General features: G+C 63.4%; 15 protein-coding genes. 5 read left to right on the forward strand and 10 right to left on the reverse strand.

The features are described from left to right. Positions 1–10 precede the first annotated feature (10 nt). The 6 genes from selO to betI form a co-directional block, all read right to left on the reverse strand. Positions 11–1471 carry a protein adenylyltransferase SelO gene (gene selO / locus IAE33_RS07960; protein ID WP_201163059.1) on the reverse strand — a complete coding sequence of 487 codons (1461 nt, stop codon included), beginning with the start codon at positions 1469–1471 and terminating at the stop codon, positions 11–13. Positions 1472–1515: 44 nt separating this feature from the next. Then, complete coding sequence (mscK, locus tag IAE33_RS07965) at positions 1516–4824, reverse strand: mechanosensitive channel MscK (RefSeq protein ID WP_201163060.1); 3309 nt, start codon at positions 4822–4824, stop codon at positions 1516–1518. 35 nt (positions 4825–4859) lie between these two features. Continuing rightward, positions 4860–6602 carry a potassium/proton antiporter gene (locus tag IAE33_RS07970; RefSeq protein ID WP_201163069.1) on the reverse strand — a complete coding sequence of 581 codons (1743 nt, stop codon included), beginning with the start codon at positions 6600–6602 and terminating at the stop codon, positions 4860–4862. Positions 6603–6762: 160 nt separating this feature from the next. Next, complete coding sequence (betA, locus tag IAE33_RS07975; protein ID WP_201163061.1) at positions 6763–8454, reverse strand: choline dehydrogenase; 1692 nt, start codon at positions 8452–8454, stop codon at positions 6763–6765. 158 nt (positions 8455–8612) lie between these two features. Then, a complete protein-coding gene (gene betB / locus IAE33_RS07980) occupies positions 8613–10085 on the reverse strand; it encodes a betaine-aldehyde dehydrogenase (RefSeq protein WP_028631991.1) in 1473 nt (490 codons plus the stop codon). 38 nt (positions 10086–10123) lie between these two features. Further along, a complete protein-coding gene (betI, locus tag IAE33_RS07985) occupies positions 10124–10777 on the reverse strand; it encodes a transcriptional regulator BetI (RefSeq protein WP_028631990.1) in 654 nt (217 codons plus the stop codon). Between the two features lie 476 nt (positions 10778–11253). Between betI and IAE33_RS07990 the strand changes: the two genes are divergently transcribed. Together IAE33_RS07990 and IAE33_RS07995 are read left to right on the forward strand one after the other, a co-directional pair. Next, positions 11254–13257 (forward strand): BCCT family transporter, encoded by a 2004-nt coding sequence (locus IAE33_RS07990; RefSeq protein ID WP_201163062.1) that lies wholly within the window; start codon positions 11254–11256, stop codon positions 13255–13257. 143 nt (positions 13258–13400) lie between these two features. Then, on the forward strand, positions 13401–18056 hold the full coding sequence (locus tag IAE33_RS07995; RefSeq protein ID WP_201163063.1) for a dermonecrotic toxin domain-containing protein: 4656 nt from the start codon (positions 13401–13403) through the stop codon (positions 18054–18056). 6 nt (positions 18057–18062) lie between these two features. On the opposite strand, the gene IAE33_RS08000 is transcribed toward IAE33_RS07995, so the two are convergent. The 4 genes from IAE33_RS08000 to gpmI form a co-directional block, all read right to left on the reverse strand. Further along, on the reverse strand, positions 18063–18830 hold the full coding sequence (locus IAE33_RS08000; RefSeq protein ID WP_201163064.1) for a divergent polysaccharide deacetylase family protein: 768 nt from the start codon (positions 18828–18830) through the stop codon (positions 18063–18065). Positions 18831–18838: 8 nt separating this feature from the next. After that, positions 18839–20155: a S41 family peptidase gene (locus IAE33_RS08005; protein ID WP_028631986.1), complete on the reverse strand. Its 1317-nt coding sequence runs from the start codon at positions 20153–20155 to the stop codon at positions 18839–18841. A gap of 78 nt (positions 20156–20233) precedes the next feature. Beyond that, positions 20234–21538: a murein hydrolase activator EnvC family protein gene (locus IAE33_RS08010; RefSeq protein WP_201163065.1), complete on the reverse strand. Its 1305-nt coding sequence runs from the start codon at positions 21536–21538 to the stop codon at positions 20234–20236. Positions 21539–21683: 145 nt separating this feature from the next. Beyond that, on the reverse strand, positions 21684–23219 hold the full coding sequence (gpmI, locus tag IAE33_RS08015; RefSeq protein ID WP_201163066.1) for a 2,3-bisphosphoglycerate-independent phosphoglycerate mutase: 1536 nt from the start codon (positions 23217–23219) through the stop codon (positions 21684–21686). A 206-nt stretch (positions 23220–23425) separates the two neighbouring features. Here gpmI and IAE33_RS08020 point away from each other — a divergent pair, with 206 nt between their 5' ends. From IAE33_RS08020 to secB, 3 genes are read left to right on the forward strand one after another with little or no spacing between them, the layout of a single operon-like run. Further along, positions 23426–23839, forward strand: coding sequence for a rhodanese-like domain-containing protein (locus IAE33_RS08020; protein WP_028631983.1), 414 nt, complete (start codon positions 23426–23428; stop codon positions 23837–23839). A gap of 1 nt (position 23840) precedes the next feature. After that, on the forward strand, positions 23841–24095 hold the full coding sequence (gene grxC / locus IAE33_RS08025; protein ID WP_029886544.1) for a glutaredoxin 3: 255 nt from the start codon (positions 23841–23843) through the stop codon (positions 24093–24095). A 39-nt stretch (positions 24096–24134) separates the two neighbouring features. Then, complete coding sequence (gene secB / locus IAE33_RS08030) at positions 24135–24620, forward strand: protein-export chaperone SecB (protein WP_028631981.1); 486 nt, start codon at positions 24135–24137, stop codon at positions 24618–24620. Positions 24621–24758 lie beyond the last annotated feature (138 nt).

Here is a 24758-nt window from a genome sequence, read left to right on the forward strand (position 1 = left end):
AACGCTTGAATCAGGAAGAGCAGCTGATTTCCAGGTGCTTGCCCCACTCCGGCGGGCGTTGGGCATAGGCTTCCATCCCTGGCTGCTCTTCGAACGGTTCGCAAAGCACTGCATGCAGGCGCCGCACCTCTGTGTAATCCCCGCCCTCAGCCGCTTCAATGGCCTTCTGTGCCAGGTAATTGCGCAGCACATAAAGCGGGTTTACCGCATGCATGCGCGCGCGCCGGCCTTCGGCGTTGGCAGGTTCGCGGGCGCAGCGTGCCAGGTAGTCCGCCGCCCAGCCGTCGAAGCCGGCCAGGTCGATGAAGTCGTCCCTTACCCGCTGCAACGCCTCGGCCACCGGCTGATCGCCCAGGGTGCGGAAGAACAGGTTGTAGTCCACGCCGCCGCTCTGCATGCGCTGTAGCAGGCGCTCGACCAGCGCCATGTCGTCATCCTCGGCAGTGGTCAGCCCCAGGCGCCGGCGCATCAGGTCCAGGTAGTGGGCCTGGTACAGCGGCAGGAACAGCCCCAGCGCGTCTTTCAGCGGCTCCACTTCGATCACTGTGGTCAGCGCCTGGGCCAGCGCGCTTAGGTTCCAGTGGGCGATGGGTACCTGGTTGGCATAGCTGTAACGGCCCCGGTCATCGGAGTGGTTGCAGATGAAGTTGGCATCGAAATCGTCGAGGAACGCGAACGGGCCGAAGTCGAAGGTGATGCCCAGGATCGACATGTTGTCGGTGTTCATCACCCCATGGCAGAAGCCATAAGCCTGCCAACGGGCGATCAGCTCGGCGTTGCGTTCCACGATGGTGCGGAACATGGCCAGGTAGGGCTGTTCGGCCGTCAGGCACTCGGCGTAGTGCTGTTGCAACACGTGGTCGATCAGCTGGCGTTGCTGTTCGGGCTGCTTGGTGTAGTAGAAATACTCGAAATGGCCAAAGCGCACGTGGCTGTGGGCCAGGCGCGTCAGCATCGCAGCGCTTTCGCGGGTTTCGCGCCACACCGGAGTGCTGGAGCCGACCACGCACAGCGCCCGGCTGGTGGGGATGCCCAGGGCATGCAGGGCTTCGGACGCGAGGAACTCGCGAATGGATGAGCGCAGCACGGCGCGCCCATCGCCCATGCGCGAATACGGGGTTTGGCCGGCACCCTTGAGGTGCAGGTCCCAGTGCTCGCCTGCATCGTTGACCACCTCAGCCAGCAACAGGCCACGGCCATCGCCCAGGCGCGGGTTGTAACTGCCGAACTGGTGCCCGGAATAGACCATGGCCCGTGGCTCGGCCTGGTCCCACAGGCTATTGCCGCTGAACACCTCGGCAAAAGCCGGCAGCTCGGCCTGAGCCGGGTCCAGGTCCAGCAGGGCCATGGCTGCCTGGCTTGCCACCACCAGGCGCGGCTCTGCAATAGGCTCTGGCAGCACCTCGGTGGAGAAGGCGTCGCCCAGGCGGGCGAAGCGGTTGTCGAAGGTCAGTTGGTCGAGTGCTTTCACAGGCTGCTCCTGAAGTTCAGCGAAGCATAAGGCATTCGAGCCTGCTACACCGCAGCAGTGCCATCGGGTTTGGGTGGGCCCTGCGGGATCAGCTGCTGTTTGCCACCCTTGGTGTCCATCAGGAACACCTCCACTTGGCGTACCGAGATCTTGATGTCGTGGGCCTTGAACTCACGGTTGATGTAGCGGTTGATCTCGTCCAGCGTCGGGTTGCGGTCGCCCAGGTCGCGCACGTGCATGCGCAGTTCGTGGTCCAGCGAGCTTTCGCCAAATTGCAGGAAGTACACCAGCGGCTCCGGGTCCTTGAGCACGCGCGGGTTCTCGTGGGCACCCTTGAGCAGCAGGTCGCGCACCAGGTCCAGGTCGGAGCCGTAGTCGATGCCAAGCTTGAGCGTCACGCGGGTGACCGTGTCGGTCAGCGACCAGTTGATCAGCTGGCCGGTGATGAAGGTCTTGTTGGGGACGATGATGTCCTTGCGGTCGAAATCGGTGATGGTGGTGGCCCGGATGCGGATCTTGCTGACCGTGCCCGACAGGTTGCCGATGGTGATGGTGTCGCCGATGCGTACCGGGCGTTCGAACAGGATCATGATGCCGGAAATGAAGTTGGCGAAGATTTCCTGCATGCCGAAACCCAGGCCCACCGACAGTGCCGCCACCAGCCATTGCAGCTTGTCCCAGCTCACCCCCAGGGTGGACAGGGTGCTGACGATACCTACCCCGACGATGGTGTACGAAAGCAGCGTGGTGGTGGCGTAGGCGCTGCCCTGGGCCAGGTTCAGCCGTGACAGCACCAGCACCTCCAGCAGGCCAGGGAGGTTGCCGGCCAGGGCGAAGGTAATGCCCACGATCACCAGCGCGCCCAGCAGGTCGCCGAGGCTGATCGGGACCATGCTGGCGGCCGCGCCGGTACCACTGGTGTACTCATACAGCACGAAATTGTTGAGGTAGGCGAACACCGATATCAAGTCTGCCCATACCCAGTACAGCCCGGCAATGAACCCGCCGAGCAGGGCCAAGCGGATCAGGCGCAGGGATTGCTGGTTGACCTGTTCGATATCCAGGGTGGGCTCTTCGATGATGACCTCACCGTCCAGCCCCTCCTTGGCCGCTGCCCGCTTGCTCAGCGCACGCTGGTAGGCCAGGCGCCGCGCTGCCACCGAGAGGCCGCGCACGAAGGCGGCTTCGATCACCAGCCAGAACAGCAGCAGGTAGAGCGTATAGATCAGCCGGTCGGTCAGCTTCAGCGCGGTGTAGTAGTAGCCGAAGCACACGGCCATGAACAAGGCGATGGGCAGCGCGGTGAACGCCACGCCCACGGCTTTGCGGAACAGCGAGGTGTCGCGGTGTGCCGGGCTGCTCAGCAGCAGGCGGCTGAGCAGCCACGCCATCAGTGCGTAGCAGGTCAGCACCACGCCGATGCCCAGTACGTCATCCGCCAGCGCCGAGGGCTGATGCTCCGCCACGGCCACCACGCCTACCAGGGCCAGCACCACGGTGCCCAGGCGGCGCACCCAGCCACGCAGGAATTCGACCTGAGGCTTGTGCCAGCGGAAGTGCACCTCCGCCACCCCGCCTGGCGACAGGATGCGATAGGCGGTGTAGAACACCAGCCAGGCCTGGGCCAGTTGCCACAAGGCGGCGCCCAGGTTGGCGTTCTGCCCACGGGCGTCGATCTGCAGGGCGTAGCTGCACAGGGCCAGGCCCAGGCTCACCGGCATCGCCAGCAGGATGTTGATCAGGATTGCCCGCGGCGTATGCCACTGGCTGTCGCGGCGGAAGTGGCCGATATCCTGGTGGACCTTGTCGATGCTGGCGTACAGGTTCTTGCGCCGCCACAGCAGGCCACCGATCACCAGCAGCAGCGGCAGGAACAGCAGCGGGCGCTGCACCAGGCCGTCCGCCAGCTCGTTCAGCCCCGAGCTCCAGGGCAGGTTGGCTACCTGGTCGGCCAGGCGCTGGGGCACGTAGGTCAGCCAGTCCCAGTCCAGGGGCTTGTTGCTGGGGATCCAGAACATCTGCTCGTCCAGCGTGGTACGCAGGCTCTGTGCCGTACCCAGCAGTTGCTTCTGGTTCAGCTGCAGGGTGATGGACTCGTTGAGCAACGCCGACAGCTCGCGGTTAAGCCGCTCCAGCAGGTCACTGCGGGTGATCGCCACCTCCAGCAGCGCCTTGCGCAGCTGGGGCGTCACCTCTTCCTGGGGTTGCCCGGCCAGCAGCTTGTCTACATAGCTCACCGGGCTGCTCATCTGTTCGCGCTGCTGGTTGACTTCGAACTGGTACAGCCGCGTGTCGGCAATCTGGTCAGCCAGGTCACGGTCCAACTTGAGGTGGGGCAGGGTCTGCTTCTGTTTGTAGAGGATCTTGGACAGCAGCAGGCTGCCCTTGAGCACGTTGATCTGCTCGTCCAGTGCCTGGTCGGCCTGGGTCAGGCTGTCGAGCTGCTGCTTGGTCCGCAGGTTCTGCTGGGTCAGTTCGTTGAGCCGGTCGGTGCTTCTGAGCAGGTAGTCGGACAGTTGCAGGTTGGTCGCGCTCTCGGTTGCCAACAGGCTGCTGCCACCGGCTTTTTGCGCCTCGATCGACTGCTGGGTCACGGTTTCCTGTGACTGGGCCAGGCGCTTGCTGTTGATCAGGGTCTGCAGGTCCTGAATTTCCTGCTCAAGGCGTGCGGCGCGTTCGATCAGCAGGTCATGGCGGGCATTGCCCAGGTCTTGCAGCAGGCTGTTGCCAGCCAGTTCCTGGCGGCGCAGCGTGGTCATCGCATTGAGCGAAGCCAGTTCGGCATTGAGCTGGTTGCGCAGGTCGGCGCTGATCGGTTTACCGGCGTCCTTGCCGCTTTTGAGCGTGCTGTTGATCTGCTGGGTACGTGCCTGGCTGCTGCTGATCTCGGCCTGGGACCGCTCCGGGCGGGTCTGCGAGTTGATGATCAGGCTGTTGGCTTCGGACAGTGCCTTCTGCAGCTCGCCCTGCTGGGTGGTGCGCTCGCTGAGCATCTGTTCAAGCTGCGGCACGGACAGGCTGGCATAGCGCTGCGCTACCGGTTGCGCGGGGCTTTGCTTGAGCCGGGCCAGTTCTTTCTGGCTGTCGCTGGTTTCCTTCGGGGCATTGGCCAACTGCTGCTTCAATGCGGCCAGCTTGCGTTCGCTGTCTTCCTTGCTGGCCAGCAGGTTCAGGGTCTGTTCCAGCACCTGCTGCAGGGCCTTCTGATCCGCTTCGGGCAGCTTGCGGTCGGCAATTTTGTCGAGGCTGTTCTGCACGCTGGCGGTGGTTGGGGCTTCTGCCGCAGCGGCTGCGAAGGAAAGGGACAGGCACAGCCCCAGCAGGGCTGTGCGCAGATACACGCGAAAGGACATAGGCAGGCTACTTATGGATCAGGCAGAAACGAAGTTTAGAGGAACAATCCTGGTCCTGGTCGCGTTCCTTCGGGGAATCTGACGCCCACTTTCTGGATGTTGTTCCCGTCCATGGTCGCCACGGTCCAGATCGTGCCGTTCCATTCCACCTGGTCGCCTACCACTGGCGCGCCTCCGACCTTCTGTCGGATGAACTGCGCCAGTGGCATTTGCGCGTCGAGTGTGTCCACTTTCAGGCCGTACAGGGACGCCACCGCGCCCAACTCTGCGTCACCTTCGAGCACAAAGTCACCGAAGAAGCGCAGGTCCAGGCCGCGCTGCGGCGCCTGGCTGAACAGTTTGCCCAGCGCGGGCAGGTTGTGCTCGTGGCCGATGACGCAAAGCATGTCGTCCACCTGCAGCACGGTGCTGCCGGTGGGGTGCAGCAGCTGTTCGCCACGGAACAGTGCGGCAATCCGGGTGCCCTCGGGCATCTTGAGTTCGCGCAGGGCTGCGCCGATGCACCACTTTTCTGCACCCAGGCGGTACACGAACATTTCCCACTCGCTGGTGATGTGCACCTCCAGCGCCGAGCGCGAAATGGGCGCTGGGTCTGGCGGCACGGTCACCTTCAGCAGTTTGGCCATCCACGGCAGGCTGGTGCCTTGGACCAGCAGCGATATCAGCACGATGAAGAACGCCAGGTTGAAGAACAGCTGGGCGTCGGGCAGGCCGGCCATGAGCGGGAACACCGCCAGAATGATGGGGACTGCGCCGCGCAGCCCGACCCAGGCAATGAAGCCCTTTTCACGCCCGTGGAAGGCCTTGAACGGCAGCAGTGCAGCCAGCACAGACAGCGGGCGTGCCACCAGGATCATCCACAGGGCCAGGCCCAGTGCCGGTACCGCGATGGGCAACAGGTCGTGGGGCGTCACCAGCAGCCCCAGCACCAGGAACATGCCGATCTGGGCCAGCCAGGCCATGCCGTCGAGCATGTGCAGGATGCCATGGCGGCTGCGGATTGGCTTGTTGCCCAGCACCAGGCCGCACAGGTACACGGCCAGGAAGCCGCTGCCGTGCAGCGCGTTGGTCAGCGAGAACACCACCAGGCCGCCGGCCACCACCAGAATGGGGTACAGGCCGCCAGCCAGGTTGATGCGGTTGACCAGTTGCAGCATCAGCCACCCACCGCCCAGGCCCAGCAGCCCGCCGATACCAAACTCGCGCAGCAGGTGGCCCAGCAGGCTCCAGTGCAGCCCGGTCTGGCCACTGGCAATCATGTCGATCAGGGTGACGGTGAGGAACACCGCCATGGGGTCGTTGCTGCCCGATTCGATTTCAAGGGTGGCGGTGACCCGCTCGTTCAACCCCTTGCCGCCCAGCAGCGAGAACACCGCTGCGGCGTCGGTGGAGCCGACGATGGCGCCGATCAGCAGGCCCTGGATCAGGCTAAGGTTGAACAGCCAGGCGGCGACCATGCCGGTCAGCGCCGTGGTGATCATGACCCCCACCGTGGCCAGCGACAGCGCTGGCCACAGGGCGACGCGGAAGCTGGCAACCCGCGTGCGCAGCCCGCCGTCGAGCAGGATGACGGCCAGCGCCAGGTTGCCCACCAGGTAGGCGGTGGGGTAGTTGTTGAAGATGATGCCGCCGCCGTCCACGCCCGCGACCATGCCGACGGCGAGGATGATGACCAAAATAGGGATGCCCAGGCGCGATGACAGCGAGCTGACCAGAATACTTGCACCCACCAGCAATGCGCCGATCAGGAACAGGCTGTTGATGGTGCTGGCATCCAAAGGCAGGTACTCCGGGATATTGCGGGAAGAATGAGGCTTGACTGGCAAGTCGCGTGCCAATCGATTCTAACCCGATGAATTGCCAGCATGTAAAGCGTTTCTGCAGATGTACAAAAGGCACCACAGTGGGTGCCTTTATCCATGCTACCTGTGGGGCGGCTTACGCCTGCTTCACTTCGCGCATCGGCGCGCCTTTCACCGGCGCATCGCCCGCAACGTAATACTGGGCAGTGCTGCGCGGCAATGGCTGGCGACCACGGATCTTGTCCGAAATTTTCTCGGCAATCATGATGGTGGTGGCGTTGAGGTTACCGGTGATGATGATCGGCATGATCGAGGCGTCGACCACGCGCAGGCCCTGCATGCCATGCACGCGGCCCTCGCCATCGACCACGGCCATGTCATCGGTGCCCATCTTGCACGAGCAGGACGGGTGGAACGCTGTTTCAGCGTGCTCACGGATGAACTTGTCCAGTTCTTCGTCGGTTTGCACGTGCGCGCCCGGGCTGATTTCGCGGCCACGGTAAGGGTCCAGCGCCGGCTGGGCCATGATTTCGCGGGTCAGGCGGATACCGTCACGGAATTCCTGCCAGTCCTGCTCGGTGGCCATGTAGTTGAACAAAATGCTCGGGTGCTGGCGCGGGTCCCTGGATTTGGCCTGCACGCGGCCACGGCTTGGCGAACGCATCGAGCCCATGTGCGCCTGGAAACCGTGCTCCTTCACGCCGTTGGAGCCGTTGTAATTGATGGCGACCGGCAGGAAGTGGTACTGGATGTTCGGCCACTTGAACTCGGGGCGGGTGCGGATGAAGCCACCGGCCTCGAACTGGTTGCTGGCGCCGATGCCGGTGCCATTGAACAGCCATTCGGCACCGATGGCCGGCTGGTTCCACCACAGCAGCGACGGGTACAGCGAGACCGGCTGGGTGCAGGCGTACTGCAGGTACAGCTCCAGGTGGTCCTGCAGGTTCTCGCCCACGCCTGGCAGGTCGTGCACCACCGGCACACCCAGGGTTTCCAGCAGGGCGCGCGGGCCCACGCCGGAGCGCTGCAGCAGCTGCGGCGAGGCAATGGCGCCGGAGCTTACGATCACTTCCTTGCGCGCGCGCGCTTCGACGCGCTCTTCGCTATCGCCCACCAGGTAGGTCACGCCCACGGCACGCTTGCCATCGAATAGCACGCGGTCGCTGAGGGCGTGGGTGACGATGGTCAGGTTGGGGCGTTTCTTGGCCTGGTCCAGGTAGCCGCGGGCGGTGCTGGAGCGGCGACCGTTCTTGGTCACCGAACGGTCCATCGGGCCGAAGCCTTCCTGCTGGTAGCCGTTCAGGTCTTCGGTGCGCGGGTAGCCGGCCTGCACGCCGGCCTCGACCATGGCGTGGAACAGCGGGTTGTTGCCAGCCTTGGGCGTGGCAACGCTGACCGGGCCTTCGCCACCGTGGTAATCGTTGGGGCCGATGTCGCGGGTTTCCGCCTTGCGGAAGTACGGCAGGCAGTCCAGGTAGGTCCAGTCCTGCAGGCCAGGCAGCTCGGCCCAGCCGTCGAAGTCCATGGCGTTGCCACGGATGTAGCACATGCCGTTGATCAGCGACGATCCGCCCAGGCCTTTACCACGGCCACACTCCATGCGGCGGCCATCCATGTGCGGCTCGGGGTCGGTCTCGTAGGCCCAGTTGTAGCGGCGGCCCTGCAGCGGGAAGGCCAGGGCGGCTGGCATCTGGGTGCGGAAGTCAAAACGGTAGTCGGGGCCCCCGGCTTCGAGCAGCAGCACGGTGGTGCCGGCATCTTCGGTCAGGCGGGTGGCCAGGGTGTTACCGGCAGAGCCGGCACCCACGATGATGTAATCGTATTCCATGGGGCTTCCTCCGGAAGCAGTGGCGAGCTTCAAGCTGCGAGCTGCAAGGAACAGCAGCCGTGCGAAGCTCACGGATGGACGAGGCCTGCAAGGGCCGGTTGGCAGGTTGCCAGCCGGCGCTTTCTTGCAGCGAGTAGCGAGCGGCTAGACGCTGTGGATCAGAAGACCGACGCGTAACCGCCCAGTTCGACTTGAACCGACTTGATGCGGGTGTACTGGGCCAGCGAGCTGATGCCGTTCTCACGGCCTACGCCCGATTGCTTGTAACCACCCACCGGCATTTCGGCCGGCGACTCGCCCCAGGCGTTGATCCAGCAGATGCCGGCTTCGAGCTGGTGGATGATGCGGTGGGCGCGGCTGATGTCGTTGGTGCAGACGCCCGCTGCCAGGCCGTACTCGGTGTCGTTGGCGCGGCGTACCACCTCTTCCTCGGTCTCGTAGCTGAGGATGCTCATTACCGGGCCGAAGATTTCTTCCTTGACGATGGTCATGTCGTCGGTGCAATCGGTGAACACGGTCGGTGCCACGAATGCGCCCTGGGCGAACAGGCCGTCGGTCATGCGCTCGCCGCCACACAGTACGCGGGCGCCTTCTTCCTTGCCCTTGGCAATGTAGCCCAGCACGCTTTCCATGTGCTGGAAGCTGACCAGGGGGCCGAAGTTGGTGTTTTCATCTTCCGGGTTGCCAGCGCGGATGCGTGCCACGCGCTCGACGATCTTGGCTTCGAAGGCAGCTTTCAGCTCGGCCGGGATGAACACGCGGGTACCGTTGGTGCATACCTGGCCCGAGCTGTAGAAGTTGGCCATCATGGCGATGTCGGCGGCCTTGTCCAGGTCGGCGTCGGCGCAGATGATCAGGGGCGACTTGCCGCCCAGTTCCATGGTCACTTCCTTGAGCGACGAGCTCGAGGCGCTGGCCATGACTTTCTTGCCGGTGGTGGTGCCGCCGGTGAAGGAGATTTTCTCGATGCGCGGGTGCTCGGTCAGCCAGCCGCCGACTTCGCGGCCGCTGCCGGTCAGTACGTTGAACACGCCATCAGGCAGGCCAGCTTCGGTGTAGATCTCGGCCAGTTTCAGGGTGGTCAGCGAGGTCACTTCCGACGGCTTGAAGATCATCGCGTTGCCGGCGGCCAGGGCCGGTGCGGATTTCCACAGGGCGATCTGGATGGGGTAGTTCCAGGCGCCGATGCCTGCGGTAACGCCCAGGGGCTCGCGGCGGGTGTAGACGAAAGACGATTCGCGCAGTGGGATCTGCTCGCCCTCGATGGCCGGCACCAGGCCTGCGTAGTATTCCAGCACGTCGGCACCGGTCACGATGTCGACGTAGCGGGTTTCGGAGTACGACTTGCCGGTGTCCAGGGTTTCGAGCATGGCCAGTTCGTCATTGCGTTCACGCAGGATGTCGACGGCACGGCGCAGAATGCGCGAGCGCTGCATGGCGGTCATGGCCGCCCACACTTTCTGGCCACGCTCGGCGCTGGCGACGGCCTTCTCGACGTCAGCCTCGGTGGCACGCTGCACGTGGGCAAGCACTTCGCCGGTGGCCGGGTTGATGGCTTCGAAGGTGGCATCGCTGCCAGCATCCACGTAACCGCCATCAATGTAGAGTTTTTGCGTTCCGAAACGGGCCATAGTGTCCTCGCAAGTGCAGTGTGTGGGTTGGCCTGGGGTCACGCTCCCGCCGGGTTGGCAAGGGCTGCGCGCCGTTTTTCAGCCCCTGGGTCAGTGCCCAGGGTGTGCTGCTTGGCCAGTTGTAGATCCATGTATTCGTAAGCAATCCGTATTGCCTGGTCGGTGTCGAAGGCATCCCCCGACAGGGCGCCACGCAGCCACAAGCCATCGATCAGGGCTGCCAGGCCGCGGGCTGCCTTGCGCGCATGGTAAAGCGGCAGGGCGCGGCGGAACTGGCAACACAGGTTGGAGTACAAACGGTGGTCGTTGATCCGTTGCAACCTGTGCAGATCGGGCTGGTGCATGCTGGAAGCCCAGAACGCCAACCAGGTTTTCATCGCCGGGCCATTCACCTGGCTGGCATCGAAGTTGCCCTCGATGATCACTTTCAGGTGGGCGCGGGGCGTATCGTCGGTCAAGGCTTGGCGGCGTGCCCGCACGCCCTCGTTGAGCATGCTCATGATGTAGCCCATCGTCGCTGCGATCAGGCCATTCTTGTCCCGAAAGTAGTGACTGATGATGCCGTTGGACACCCCGGCCAAACGGGCAATCAGCGCAATGCTGGCATCCCCCAGGCCGACCTGATCGACAGCCTGCAATGTGGCTTCGATCAACTGCTGACGGCGGATGGGTTGCATACCGACCTTGGGCATCTTGCTATCTCCTCAGGCCTGCGAGCAGACGACAGGCGGCTGACTCGGCGAAGACCAGTCTATTTTGTTTTGATTGAACGTTCAATCAATAAAGAATAAGCTCTGCGACAATTTGTGCCATTGACAGTTTTTCAGGCGGTCGATCAGGCACGAATTGTCACCCCAGAAAATCGCGAAACCCCCGGCTGGTAAAGCCTGCGCGGGTGCTAGCGATGCAAGACGCAGATGCTGCCGTGCGGTGCTGGACCGTGCGGCAGGCCCTTGGAGCGGGCGGTGTACCTGTGACCAATGCGCGCACCGCAAGCCGGCGCGGGGCATTTGCAGCAGGGCCACCTGTGTGTGTTTTGCAGCGGATCGGTTCGGAACCGCGATTCCCAGGGTGCTTTTATAACACCTGATGCAGTGGGGATATTCCACCAATTGCTCGGGAAAAACAGATTAGCCTCCACAGCCGTACTGCCCGGAGCATTCGTGCAATGACTTCTGCCTCACTTACAAACCCTCCTGCCGAGAGGGTACGGGTCAACCGCGTGGTGTTCTTCACCTCCGCGCTGATGATCCTCGTTCTGACTGCCTTGCTGATCGCTGTACCCGAAACTGCCGGCCAGGTACTGGGCGTTGCCCAGCAGTGGCTGACGCGTACCTTCGGCTGGTACTACATGCTGGTGATCTGCGGCTACCTGCTGTTCGTCATCTACCTGGCGTTTTCCGACTACGGCAAGCTCAAGCTGGGCGGCAAGGACGACCAGCCTGACTTCAGCTACGGTGCCTGGGCCGGCATGCTGTTTTCGTCGGGTATCGGCATTTCGCTGCTGTACTTCGGTGCATCCGAACCGCTGGACCACTACTTCAACCCCCCCGAGGGCTCCCCGGCCAGCCTGGAGGCCGCGCGCCAGGGCCTGCAACTGACCTTCCTGCACTGGGGCTTGCACGGTTGGGCGATCTACGCACTGGTCGGCCTGGCAGTGGGTTACTTCGCCTACCGGCACAACCAGCCGCTGGCCCTGCGTTCGGCGCTGTACCCGCTGGTGGGTGAGCGTTGGGTCAAGGGCGCCGCGGGTAACGCCGTGGACATCTTCGGCATGTTCGTGACCCTGCTGGGCCTGGTGACCAACCTGGGTATCGGCTCGATGCAGGTGGCCTCGGGCCTCGAGTACCTGTTCGGCATGGACCACAGCAAGACCAACCTGCTGGTGGTCATCCTGGTCATGGCCGGGGTGGCCACCGTGGCAGCGGTGTCGGGTGTGGAGAACGGCATCCGCCGGCTGTCCAACCTCAACATTGCCCTGTTCAGCGGCCTGCTGATGTTCGTGCTGCTGGGGGGTGAAACCCTGCACCTGCTCAACGGGCTGGTGCAGAACGTGGGCGATTACCTCAACGGTATCGTGCTGAAAACCTTCGACCTGTACGTGTATGAAGGCGAAGCCGGCAAGTCCGAGCGCTGGCTGGGCCTGTGGACCGTGTTCTACTGGGCCTGGTGGATTTCCTGGGGCCCGTTCGTAGGCATGTTCATTGCCCGTATTTCCAAGGGCCGTACCGTACGCCAACTGGTCAGCGGCGTGCTGCTGATTCCGCTGGGCTTCACCCTTGCCTGGCTGTCGATCTTCGGCAACACCGCCCTGGACCTGGTTATCAACCATGGGGCGGTGGAACTGGGCAAGACCGCGCTGGAACAGCCGTCCATGTCCATCTACCAACTGCTGGAATACTTCCCGGCGGCGAAGGTGGTGATCGGTGTGGCGGTATTCGTTGGCTTCGTGCTGTTCCTGACCCCCGCCGACTCCGGCGCGGTGATGATGGCCAACCTTTCCTGCAAGGGCGGCAAGGTGGACGAGGATGCGCCGCACTGGATGGTGGTGTTCTGGTCGGTAATCATCACCCTGGTCACCATCGGCCTGCTGCTGGCGGGCAACTTCGAAGCCATGCAGACCATGGTGGTGCTGGCTGGCCTGCCGTTCTCGGTGGTGCTGGTGCTGTTCATGTTCGGCCTGTACAAGGCCATGAAGCAGGATGTGGCCGTTGAACAGGAGCGCGCCGAGCTGGCCGCCCGTGGCCGCCGCGGCTTCAGCGAGCGCCTCAGCCAGCTGGAGCTGCAGCCTAACCAGGCCGTGGTGCAACGCTTCATGGACAAACAGGTAAGCCCGGCACTGAAGGAAGCCGCCGCGCAATTGCAGACACTGGGCTTCGAGGTAGAAACCCGTGTCGGCCAGTCGCGCAACATGATGGGCCTGCGGGTGATGATGGAAGAGGGCAACCCGTTCGTCTATGAGGTCAGCCTTGACGGCTACATGGCTGCACCGAGCGAAGCGCCGGTGGAAGGCGAGCCGGAAGTCAGGCAGCGCTTCTACCGTGCCGAGGTGTACCTGCACGATGGCAGCCAGGAGTACGACCTGATGGGCTTTGCACCGGAGCAGATCGTACGCGACGTACTGGACCAGTTCGAAAGCCACCGCCAGCTGCTGGGGCGTGTCTACAGCTGATCTGACCTTGCCCGTCGCCGGGCCTGCAAACCCTGTTTGTGGGCCTGGCGCAGGGCGCGGGTACCTGTAGGCAGCAATATGTACACCCAGCTGCCAACCCGCTGAAGGCAGGCTCACCCTCCGCTCATTCAGGAGGCGTGACCATGCCGGACCCCTACGCACTACCCACCGATTTCAAAGCCCTGGTGGCTGCCCAGTTCGCCAGCCGCCCCACCCTGCGGCAGGTGGTGAGCACGCAGATCATGCAGCTGCTGATTCAGCACTACCCACTGATCAAGGTCCATCGCCCCGAACTCACGGATGCCGATCGCCTTGGCCTTGCCCTGCCCAGTGCCGATGGGCAGCGCGTATCGACCACGCCCCTGGTGGATGTGGCGTTGCAGGCCCTGTACGCGGGTACACCGCTGAATTTTTCGCAGGTCGCGGGGCAGAAGCAGTACCTGACGCTTGATGCTCGACGTTTTTTCGCCATCCCCGACCCGCTGCAGACCGCAGAAGGTGACCAGATCGAACTGGCGCCGCTTACCCAGGCATTCAATGACCTGCTGCTGATCATCTGGGGCTGTTTCAACCAGGCCCAGGTCGACTACTGGCGCGCCGATGGTAGTGCAGGTGTCAGCCGTGATCGCTGGTTACAGCAGATGATCAGGTCGGCCACCCTGTACAACCTGCCATTGCAGGGGTTAGGGCCCCAGCAACAGGCGTGCGTACGCGGCTTGTTGCGCGGGGCAGGGCAACGTCCCAGCGTGTTTTTCGTGCAGATCGAAACCACCGTCGACGGCAAGGCGACCAGCCGTTTTCTGCCCGATTTGCTGGTATATGGCCAATGGGACGAGGCTGATATCGTGCTGTGGTGCAAGCCGGCCGGCACCGTGTGGGGCTACCCGGGCTTCGATGCGTTTGCCCAGGCGTTGCAGGCTGAATACCCAAGCCTGGCCAGCCACGACAGCATCAGCTGGCACCGGCATGAGCTGGAAGGTGATCCGTTTTCCCAGCAGACGGCAATGCTGCTGGAGTGCATGCTGGAGCAGGTCGGCAGCCTGCGCCGCAGTGCGTTGAACGGTGTTGCCGACCTGGAGCAGGCCTGCCTGGCCCTGACCGACCCTGCACAGTGGTTCATCGAGGGCTACGTCAACCAGCCCGCGCTGGATGGCAAGCCGCCCCGTGGGCTGCTAGGTGTGGCGGCCCCGGACAGTTTTGCCTGCCAAAGGGCCTTTTATGAGCTGGCCCTGGCCCAAGCTGAATCCGACGGTGTTGCAGCCCTTGATGGCGTACTCGACCTGCACGGCTACGCTAGCCAGCAGTTGCGTGAGCAGTTGCTGCACGATCACCCGGTGGATGCCAACTACTTTCCCGATGACCTGCAACTGGAGCTGACCTCGGCATTCGGTGTGCCGGGTGGTGCCGGGGTGGGGGCCGGTGATGGCGCGCTCGAGAAGCGCACCCTCAGCCTGACCCAGTTCGCCATTGCCAACCTCAGCTCGCTGGAGGGTGCGACCATAACGTCCATCACCCACCGCGAAGGCCAATTGATAATGGGCTGGATGACCGCCGACTATGCAAAGGCGCTGGTAGAGCGTGTAGACGTGGGGGGTAATTATCCAGCCTATGTGGCCAGCAAGCTGAACGAGCCGACGGGGTTGGCGCAGCGGGTGCAGCGCTTCACCCGGGAATGGCGCTGCGATTTCATGCTGCGCGCACTGCGGGCAAAGCTGCATGGCAGCTTGAGCGAGGCAGCCTTGCAAGCGATCTGCGACTATTGCAGCGGGCAAGTCGACCCGTTGCTGCCGGCAAGCATGCTGATGCCGTTCGCCCTGCGCCGTGACCCTGACAGCCAGGCTTACGATGTGGTCCGGGGCATGTACGTGTTGTTCAACGCGGAGCCTGGCAGCGTCGTGTTGTACCGGCCGCTTTATGGAAAGGCGGCCGTTCTGGCGTTCGCCAGCGTCGAGGCCATGATGCAGGCAGTGCGCGATGACCAGGCGCTGCAGGCCAGCCTGCTGGCCTGGCTGGCGCCAGAGGCCAGGCGTGTGTATGCCAACGGTGGGTTCACTGAGCCTCACCTGGGCGGCGCCATCGTGGACACGTCGATATTGCCCGCCCCGGTGGCGCCCGCGCAGTTCTGGCCGCGGTTCTGGCGCAGCGATGTCGACCTGCAGATGTACACCGCCAATCGCGACCTCTTGGTGGAGCTGGCGGATCGCAACTCGGTATCCAACGCAGAGAGCCGCTGGGCAATCCTTACCCAGGGGGCCTGGTTGCTGTTCGACGTGGCAAGCCTGGTGGTGCGTGGCCCGGCTGCTGTCGCGCTGTGGCTGGTGCAAATGTTCAATGCCGCCAGCGCAGACCTGCAGGCCATTCGCGAAGGCAGCGACTTCGAGCGGTCTGCGGCGGTGGTCGACATGCTCCTCAACCTGGTGATGGTCGTTGGCCATGCTTATGCACCCAGGTTGACCCGCAACCCGGCTACCCTGCCAGACGCCATGCCCAGCGACAGCCCTGGGCCTGGGTCGGTACGCCCAGTGCTGGGAGCTGGAGCCCAGATGCTGCAAGGCAAGGTCTACCTACCGGGCGCACTGGAAAAAAGCGGTGCACTGCTCGATTTTTCCTTCAGCGGTGGCGAGGGCTTCAACGTGCTACCCGCCCAACTGCGTAAACGATTGGAAGCCATGCGCGCCGATGCATCGCTCGAAGGCGTTGACCCCGTGCAGGCGGGGAATGCGGCTGGGTTGTACTGGCAGCATGGCCAGCACTACGTAAAGCTTCGGGGCGACACCTATCGCGTTGCGCCCGGCGAGCATGGCGTGCGCATCGTCGATGCACTGGGCAACCCCGGCCCTTGGTTGCAGCACACAGCAGGGGTATGGCGTATCGATCATGGGCTGCGTTTGAGTGGGGGTATGCCAAGGGGGCGCGTGGAACTGATGCGCGAGCAGAATGTTCGGCAGGAGGCACGCATGCGTGATGAGGATGCGCGCCTGACCGAGCAGCGCAAGGGCCTCGTCGAGGCCTATGAGCGGCACAAGAACGAGGTCGACAGGTCCACCGCCAGGATCGAAGAGCTGGAGCGCCTGGCGCAGCCCGACGAGCACCAGCAGGAAATGCTGAGCCTGCAAAAGCAGTTGAGGAGGGGGCAGCGGCAATACCTGGCCAATGACCTCAAGCAGCTTGTCGCACAGGACGCCGAGCACGACAGGGTATTGATGGAGCGCGGGCGCATACGGCTTTCCAGCCAGGTCGTGGAAGACGCCATTCGCCGTCAGCGCAGCACGATCCGGGAAGGCCTCATTGCCACCTGCGAGACGTACTACAACCTGCTGGCCACCATGATCAACGAGGAAGACATCGACGGCCAGCACAAGGCAATTGCACTGCTGCCCGAAACCGATGAGGAAAAGCAGCAGTACCAGCGGTTGGTGAAATCCCTGGAGCGCGTGTGGCAATGGGGCAGTGACATGGTGGCGCTGTCGGCACAGTTCGACCCGTTGCTGGAGAGTACGCTCAAGGACAACGACATCGTCTTCAGGGATGAAAATGGGCGGCAGGCCAACAAACACCATGAGTTGAGCCGCGTCATCCAGGACCGCCGCCTGAATGCCATCGACCTGGAGTTCAGGTTGCTCGAGGACTTGGGTGAGTTGGCGCTCAACCGTTTGAACGGTACCAGTGAAGCGCAGCTGGATGAATATTACGAGATGCTCGCCGGTGACAACCTGCGCAGCGCGGGCAGTGCGCACGGCGAGCTGGCAGGCAGCGGTTTGACCGATGAAGAGCGTGTGGCGGTGCTCAACGATGTGATCGACAGCTATGAGGAAACCATTGGCCGGGCGGAGTACCTGGCCAGTGTCGAGCCGGCCGAAATCCGCCCGGACAAGCTCCAGCTGTTCCTGCAGGTGCTACGCAGGCTCAAGGACCTGGCCAGTGAAGAAATGGCGGCCAGCGTCCGCGAACTGGAACAGGTCGAAGCTGCTCGCCCCCGCACACCCGTGTATGCGGCGCGCGGCGGTGTACGTCGCCTGGTGCGCACGCACCGTGGCCGTAGCGTGGTGGGTATCGAGGCGGTGGGCGATGACGGTGTGGCAGAGGTGCAGCAGCGCGACAGCCGCGACAAGGTGCTGCGCACGTTCCGCAGGCAGAACAGCCAGTGGTGGGAGGTACAGGGCGCACCGCAGCAGGAGCTGGCACCTGCCAGGCCGCATGCGCCTGAGGTGCTGCGAAACAGGCTTGGCAGGCTGATCGACAGCGTGGGTACAACGTTGGTCATGGCCAAGCGTTTTTTCAGCAAGGATGAGCCTTTGGGGCTGTCCACGGTGATCGATCAACATATCAAGGACCTGCGTGACACCCGGGCGCTGTTGCCGCGCACTGCGTCGGACAAGGCCTTGGCCGAGCGTGCACAGGCCGCCGTGGATGAGCTTGAGGACAGCAAGCAGGAGCTGCTCAAGACCCACTACCTGACCAGCAAGGCGCCGACGTTGAACGCCCTGAAATTTCTACACGGCATTGGCGAACTAGCGGTGGCGAGAGTTGAACGTCGGGTGGAATTGTCACCCACCGACTACCTGGATACCTACGAAATCAAGCGTGTTTCAGGTAAACGATTGTGGGAGGCGCACTTCCACTACCCTGGCGCGGACACCCCTGACAGAAACTTCCAGCGCGGGCACCTGAAATTGTGGGAGCAGCGCAAACTCGGGCATCAGGCCGTGTTGCGCGCGGCCAGGCGCAATGAGGTGCTGCGGGTGTATCGCGGGCAACTGCGCAAAGGCGACGTCGAGGGCATCATCCCCTTCGAATGACGTGCGTCAGCGGTTGCTGTACCTGCCGTGTCGGCCATGGGCCGGCATGGCCTGGTTGCCACGCTCGGCAACCATCTGCTGCAGCTCGATCAGCTCGACACCCTGCTGTTTCAACCGGGGGATCTCGCGTTCGAGCACTTCCAGTGTTTGCGGGTAAGGGTGGCCGATGAGCACGGCCGACCCTTGCCGACGCGCCAGCGCCACGCCCTGTTGCAGCTGCCCGGCGATAGCCTCGGTGGTGCGCACATCGTCAAGGAACACGTCCCGCGACACATGGGCCACGCTTTGCGCCTGGGCCTTGGCCGCTGCCACGGTGGCGGCGCTGGTGCGGCTGTCGACGAAGAACAGCCCGCGCTGCTGCAGTTCCCCCATCAGCCAGGCCATGGTCTCAGGCTGCGAGGTCATGCGGCTGCCCATGTGGTTGTTCACCCCCGCTGCGAACGGCACCTTCAGCAGCGCAGCGTCCAGGCGCGAAGCCAGCTCGCCCATGGCAAGGCCGGGGTGCCACGCGTAGGGGCCCGTGGCCGGGTCCATGGGCATGTGCAGGATCACCGTTTTGCCGGCCTTGTGCGCCTGGCGGGCGAAGCCGGTGGCGTGTGGGGTGTCGGGCATGATCGCCATGGTCACCGGCCCGGGCAGGGCCAGGGTACGGTTGTCACGCTCGGTGTTCTGGCCCAGGTCGTCGATGATGATGCTCATGTACGCCTTGGCCGGTGGGGCCGCTTGCGCGGCACCGGCCAATAGGCACAGCAACAGGCACAGCAGGTGCCGCATGGGGCTCATCAATTGCCTTTGGTGATGTTGAGGCCCTTGAGCAGGCTCAGAGCCTGGCTGAGCTGGAAGTCGTCATCCTGTGGCCGCTCCTTGCGCTTGCTGCTGCCGGTGGGGCGGTCGGCACCGCCGTTGCCGTTGCCCAGGTGGCCCTGCAGGTCGGCTTCCTTGAAGTTGTCGTTGTCGGCCTCGGCCGTGAGCTTGGCCTGGCGCACTTCGATGTCCGGCACGATGCCCTGGGCCTGGATGGAGCGGCCGTTGGGGGTGAAGTACAGGGCGGTGGTGAGCTTGAGTGCGCGGTCGTTGGCCAGCGGCAGCACGGTTTGTACAGAACCCTTGCCGAAGCTGTCGGTGCCCATCAGCACAGCGCGTTTCTGGTCCTGCAGGGCGCCGGCGACAATTTCCGATGCCGAGGCGCTGCCGCCGTTGATCAGCACCACCAGCGGCACGCCCTCGCTGGCGTCGGCCGGGTCGGCCGAGAAGCGCAGTTCGGAGTTGGCGATGCGGCCCTTGGTGTACACGATCAAGCCTTTGGTCAGGAAGTGGTCGGCCACTTCCACCGCCGACTGCAGCACGCCGCCTGGGTTGTTGCGCAGGTCCAGGATGACGCCGCGCAGCTTCTTGCCGTTGTCCTTGCGCAGCTTGGCCAGGGCTTTGCCCACTTCCTCGCCGGTCTTGACCTGGAACTGGGTGATGCGGATGTAGCCGTAGTCGTTTTCCAGCAACTGGCTCTTCACGCTCTTGACCTGGATGACCGCACGGGCCAGCGTCACGTCGAACGGGTTGCCGCCGTCGCGGATCAGGGTCAGGGTGATCTTGTCACCCACCTTGCCGCGCATCTTGTCCACAGCCTCGGTCATGGTCTGGCCACGGGTAGGGGCACCGTTGATCTTGACGATCAGGTCGCCTGCCTGCACACCGGCGCGGGAAGCGGGCGTGTCATCGATGGGCGAGACCACCTTGATGAAGCCGTCTTCCTGGCCAACCTCGATGCCCAGGCCGCCGAATTCGCCGCTGGTGCTTTCCTGCAGCTCCTGGAAGTCTTCTGGCCCAAGGTAGGCAGAGTGCGGGTCCAGGTTGCTGAGCATGCCCTTGATGGCGTTCTCCAGCAGGGTCTTGTCATCCACCGGCTCGACATAGGCGGCCTTGATCCGGTCCATGACCTCGGCGAAGGTGCGCAGCTCTTCGAGCGGCAGCGGCGCCTTGCTGGTCATCTCGGTGGCCGGTGCTGCCGCCGCCTTGGCCGGCTCTGCGGCGAGGGCCAGGGGCGTGCCGACCGCCAGGGCGATGGACAGGGCCAGCTGGGTAAGACGAGGCGAGTGCAGCATGTCGAACGAACTCCTGATCCTGTAAGCGCTCCCTGCGGAGCATCGGCGCAGCACCCAGGCTACGCCGCATAAGTTTGACTAGCCACGGCACCATTGCGAAGGGTCGGTAGGCCGGCCCTGCTGGCGGATGGCGAAGTACAACCCGGCAGCCTCCTGGCCACCGCTGTCACCGACCGTAGAGATGGCCTCGCCAGCCTTGACGATATCCCCGGCATTCTTCAGCAGGCTCTGGTTGTGGCCGTACAGGCTCAGGTAACCGTTACCATGATCGAGAATGACCAGAAGACCGGCACCGCGCAACCAGTCGGCAAACACCACGCGCCCGCCGTGTACGGCGCGCACCTGGGTGCCGGGGCTTGCCCCGATCATCACCCCGTCCCACTTGGCCCGGGCATCCGTACCGCGTGCATCACCGAAGCGTGCCAGCAATCGACCATTGACTGGCCAGGGAAGTTTTCCACGGGCTGCAGAAAATGCACCGCCGTAGCTGGCGCCATCACCGGACACCATTGGCCCCAGGGTGGCACGGGCCTTTTTCGGCGGCTCGACCGGTTCGGCAGACTGATTGCGAGCGGCGGCGGCGGCAAGGGCCTCCTGCTGACGGCGTTTTTCTGCCTCCTGCTGCGCTATCAGGGCCCGCTGGCGCGCTTCTTCGGCTTCGCGGGCCTGGCGAGCCAGGGTTTCCTCGATGGTTTTCAGGACCTTGGCCAGGTCGGCCTGGTCTTGCTCGCGGGCGCGCAGCTTCTGGTCGCGGTCTTTTACGTCGCCGTTGAGTTTGGCCAGTACCTGCTGGCGCTTGCTGCGCTCGGTTTCCAGCGCCTGGCGGCGGGTGTCGAGGTCTGCCTGCTGGGCCAGAAGCTGCTGCTGTTGCGTGCCGATTTCGCGCTCCACATTGGCCAGCTGGCGAAGTGTTTCGTTGAAGGTGCGCAGTTGTTCAAGGCGCGCCTTGCTGAGGTAATCGTAATACGTGAGGGTGCGGGCGAATTTCTCGGGGTTCTGCTGGTTGAGCAGCAGCTTGAGGTATTCCTCGCGCCCGTTCTGGTAGGCGGAACGGGCCTGAATGGCGATCAGCCGTTGTTGTTCAACGCGGGCGCTCTGGAGTTTTTTTTTCTCGGTATCAAGGCGCTCCAGCTCGCCCTCGGTCTTTTTTAGTTCTTGCTGCAGGGCCTCCACCTGCCTTTCGAGCTTGCCGATGTCGGTCTCGGTCGTTTTCAGGTCTTTTTGCACACCGGCCTTTTCTTCCTGGAGCTTGCCCAAGGTCTTCTTGAGCTCGGCAATATCCTGGCGGGTGGCGTCCAGTTGCTGCTGGGTCTGTGCGCGCTCATCGGCGAAGGCCGGGCTGAGCAGGCAAGACAGGGCTAGAAGGATCAGGGCGCGAAGCATGAGGTTTGGCGTACCGGGGATGGAGACTGGCCTAGTATGAATCAGCTGCAAGCTACAAGCTACAAGCGGCAAGCCGAGCGCGTGTGGCTCTTGATCTTGCTTTTGCTCTTTCTTGCAGCTTGTAGCTTGCAACTTGCAGCTGTTCTCAAGCGTCGAGGAGGATTGAGGTGCCGGTCATTTCCACGGGTTTCTCCAGGCCCAGCAGCTTGAGCATGGTCGGCGCAACATCGGCCAGCACGCCGCCTTCACGCACCTTGAGGGGGCGCTTGCCCACGTAGATGAACGGCACCGGCTCGGTGGTGTGGGCAGTGTGGGCCTGGCCGGTGGACTCGTCTTCCATCTGCTCGACGTTGCCGTGGTCGGCGGTGATCAGCGCTTCGCCGCCGACGTTGTCCAGTGCTTCCACGATGCGGCCCACGCAGCTGTCCAGGGCCTCAACTGCTTGCACGGCCGCCGAGAACACGCCCGTGTGGCCCACCATGTCGCCGTTGGCGTAGTTGACCACGATCACGTCGAAGCGCTGCTGCTCGATGGCCTCGACGATGCGGTCGGTGACTTCGGGGGCGCTCATTTCCGGCTGCAGGTCGTAGGTGGCAACCTTCGGCGACGGGATCAGGATGCGTTCTTCGCCTTCGAACGGCTCTTCACGCCCGCCCGAGAAGAAGAAGGTGACGTGGGCGTACTTTTCGGTCTCGGCAATGCGCAGCTGGGTCTTGCCGTTGTTGGCCAGGTATTCGCCCAGCACGTTGTGCAGGCTGGCCGGGGCGAAGGCCGCCGGGGCTGCGATCTTGGCCGAGTACTGGGTCAGGCCGATGTAGGCGGCAACCTTGGGCAGGCGCGCCCGTGGGAATTCGTTGAAATCAGGCTCGACGAATACCCGTGACAGTTCACGGGCGCGGTCGGCGCGGAAGTTCATGAAGATCACGGCATCGCCGTCTTCTACCTTGACCGCCTGGCCAATGCGGGTGGCCTTGACGAATTCGTCGCTCTCATCGCGTGCATAGGCGGCTTCGAGGCCTGCCAGGGCGCTGTCGGCGGTGTATTCGGCGGTGCTGTCGACGATAAGGTTGTAGGCGGCGCTGACGCGATCCCAGCGGTTGTCACGGTCCATGGCGTAGTAACGGCCGATGAGGCTGGCGATGCGGCCCTTGCCCAGCTTGGCAAAGGTGGCATCCAGCAGCTCGATGGACGACTGTGCGCTGCGTGGCGGGGTGTCGCGGCCGTCGAGAAACGCGTGCAGGTAGATTTTTTCGGCGCCGCGCTGGGCCGCCAGTTCGGCCATGGCCACCAGGTGGTCCTGGTGGCTGTGTACGCCACCATCGGACAGCAAACCGAGAATGTGCACAGCCTTGCCAGCATTAGCGGCTTTGTCCACGGCGCCGGTGAGCACGGGGTTGGTGAAGAATTCGCCGTCACGGATGGCCTTGGTCACCCGGGTGAAATCCTGGTACACCACGCGCCCGGCGCCGAGGTTCATGTGGCCGACTTCAGAGTTGCCCATCTGCCCGTCCGGCAGGCCGACGTCCATGCCCGAACCTGAAATGAGGCCGTGCGGCTGGGTGGCGCGCAGGCGGTCGTAGACCGGCGTATTGGCCGAATAGATGGCGTTGTATTCGGGGCTTTCGCTGTGGCCAAAGCCATCCAGGATGATCAGGACCAGGGGTTTGGGCGTGCTCGTCATCAATCAAACTCACGGTTGTTCAAAGATGATAAAGACACGCATTTTAGGGCAAATGCGCCAGCGCGGGCGAATAATCGTCCCTTCCGCCGACCGGCGCACCTGGACTGGCCCCATGAAAGCGCTTTGATGGCCGGGCCGTCGGGCTTTGGTGCCACACAGGGGGTGTGTATACTGGCCGGCATTTTCTATCGCGTGGAACACCCCAGATGGTTGCTAACCTGATTCAATTTGCGACAAACCACTACCTACTGGTGGCGATCTTCGTTGTTCTGCTGGTCGCTTTGCTGGTCAATGAAATCCGTCGTGGCGGGCAGAGCCTGAGCAATGGCCAACTCACCGCCCTGGTCAACGCCGACAAGGGTCTGGTCATTGATATCCGCCCAGCCAAGGAGTACACCGCCGGCCACATCGTCGGTGCGGTGAACATCCCCCAGGACAAGCTGGCCAGCCGCATGACCGAGCTGGACAAGCACAAGGAAAAAACCCTCATCGTGGTCGACGCGATGGGCCAGCAGTCCGGCACCGTGTGCCGCGATCTGCTCAAGGCTGGGTACAACGCTGCCAAGCTCAGCGGTGGCGTGTCCAGCTGGAAAGCCGATAACCTGCCTTTGGTGAAGTGATATGAAACCCGTCATCGTCTATTCCAGCGACTACTGCCCCTACTGCATGCGCGCCAAGTACCTGCTCGAGAGCAAGGGCGTTGCATTCGAGGAAATCAAGGTCGATGGCAAGCCGCAGCTGCGCGCCGAAATGGCCCAGAAGGCTGGCCGCACATCGGTGCCGCAGATCTGGATCGGCAGCACCCACGTCGGTGGATGCGATGACCTCTACGCCCTGGAGCGCGCCGGCAAGCTCGACGCACTGCTGGCGGCCTGATTTGCACTGCACTCCAAAACACTAGGATAAGGATCTGCCATGACTGACCAACAGACCAACGGCGCTGCTGCAGAAGACAACAGCCCTCAGTTCTCCCTGCAGCGCATCTATGTGCGTGACCTGTCGTTCGAAGCCCCGAAAAGCCCGCAGATCTTCCGTCAGACCTGGGAGCCGAGCGTCGGCCTGGACCTGAACACCAAGCAGAAAGCGCTGGAAGGTGACTTCCACGAGGTGGTACTGACCCTGTCGGTTACCGTCAAGAACGGTGACGAAGTGGCGTTCATCGCTGAAGTGCAGCAGGCGGGTATCTTCCTGATCAAGAACCTGGATGCCGCTTCCATGAGCCACACCCTGGGCGCATTCTGCCCGAACATCCTGTTCCCCTACGCGCGCGAAACCCTGGACAGCCTGGTAACCCGTGGCTCGTTCCCGGCCCTGATGCTGTCGCCGGTCAACTTCGACGCCCTGTACGCGCAAGAAATGCAGCGCATGCAGGAAGCGGGCGAAGTGCCTGCTGCGCAGTAACAGCTGCTGCCTGTGCAAAAGCGCCTCTCGGGGCGCTTTTTTATTGCCTGTCGCGGCCTCTTCGCGGGTAAACCCGCTCCCACTGGAATGGACTGCCCCACAAAAGTTGGACAGTTTCAGCTAGCAGCCTTGAGGCCA

The sequence above is a fragment of the Pseudomonas sp. S60 genome (assembly GCF_016647865.1).
GTDB classification, from domain to species: Bacteria; Pseudomonadota; Gammaproteobacteria; order Pseudomonadales; family Pseudomonadaceae; genus Aquipseudomonas; species Aquipseudomonas parafulva.

Coding starts and splice junctions, on each gene's coding strand:
- mscK (WP_201163060.1), bottom strand. CDS start 4,824: ATGTCCTTTCGCGTGTATCTGCGCACAGCCCTGCTGGGGCTGTGCCTG.
- betA (WP_201163061.1), bottom strand. CDS start 8,454: ATGGAATACGATTACATCATCGTGGGTGCCGGCTCTGCCGGTAACACC.
- betB (WP_028631991.1), bottom strand. CDS start 10,085: ATGGCCCGTTTCGGAACGCAAAAACTCTACATTGATGGCGGTTACGTG.
- betI (WP_028631990.1), bottom strand. CDS start 10,777: ATGCCCAAGGTCGGTATGCAACCCATCCGCCGTCAGCAGTTGATCGAA.
- IAE33_RS07990 (WP_201163062.1), top strand. CDS start 11,254: ATGACTTCTGCCTCACTTACAAACCCTCCTGCCGAGAGGGTACGGGTC.
- IAE33_RS07995 (WP_201163063.1), top strand. CDS start 13,401: ATGCCGGACCCCTACGCACTACCCACCGATTTCAAAGCCCTGGTGGCT.
- IAE33_RS08000 (WP_201163064.1), bottom strand. CDS start 18,830: ATGCGGCACCTGCTGTGCCTGTTGCTGTGCCTATTGGCCGGTGCCGCG.
- IAE33_RS08005 (WP_028631986.1), bottom strand. CDS start 20,155: ATGCTGCACTCGCCTCGTCTTACCCAGCTGGCCCTGTCCATCGCCCTG.
- IAE33_RS08010 (WP_201163065.1), bottom strand. CDS start 21,538: ATGCTTCGCGCCCTGATCCTTCTAGCCCTGTCTTGCCTGCTCAGCCCG.
- gpmI (WP_201163066.1), bottom strand. CDS start 23,219: ATGACGAGCACGCCCAAACCCCTGGTCCTGATCATCCTGGATGGCTTT.
- IAE33_RS08020 (WP_028631983.1), top strand. CDS start 23,426: ATGGTTGCTAACCTGATTCAATTTGCGACAAACCACTACCTACTGGTG.
- grxC (WP_029886544.1), top strand. CDS start 23,841: ATGAAACCCGTCATCGTCTATTCCAGCGACTACTGCCCCTACTGCATG.
- secB (WP_028631981.1), top strand. CDS start 24,135: ATGACTGACCAACAGACCAACGGCGCTGCTGCAGAAGACAACAGCCCT.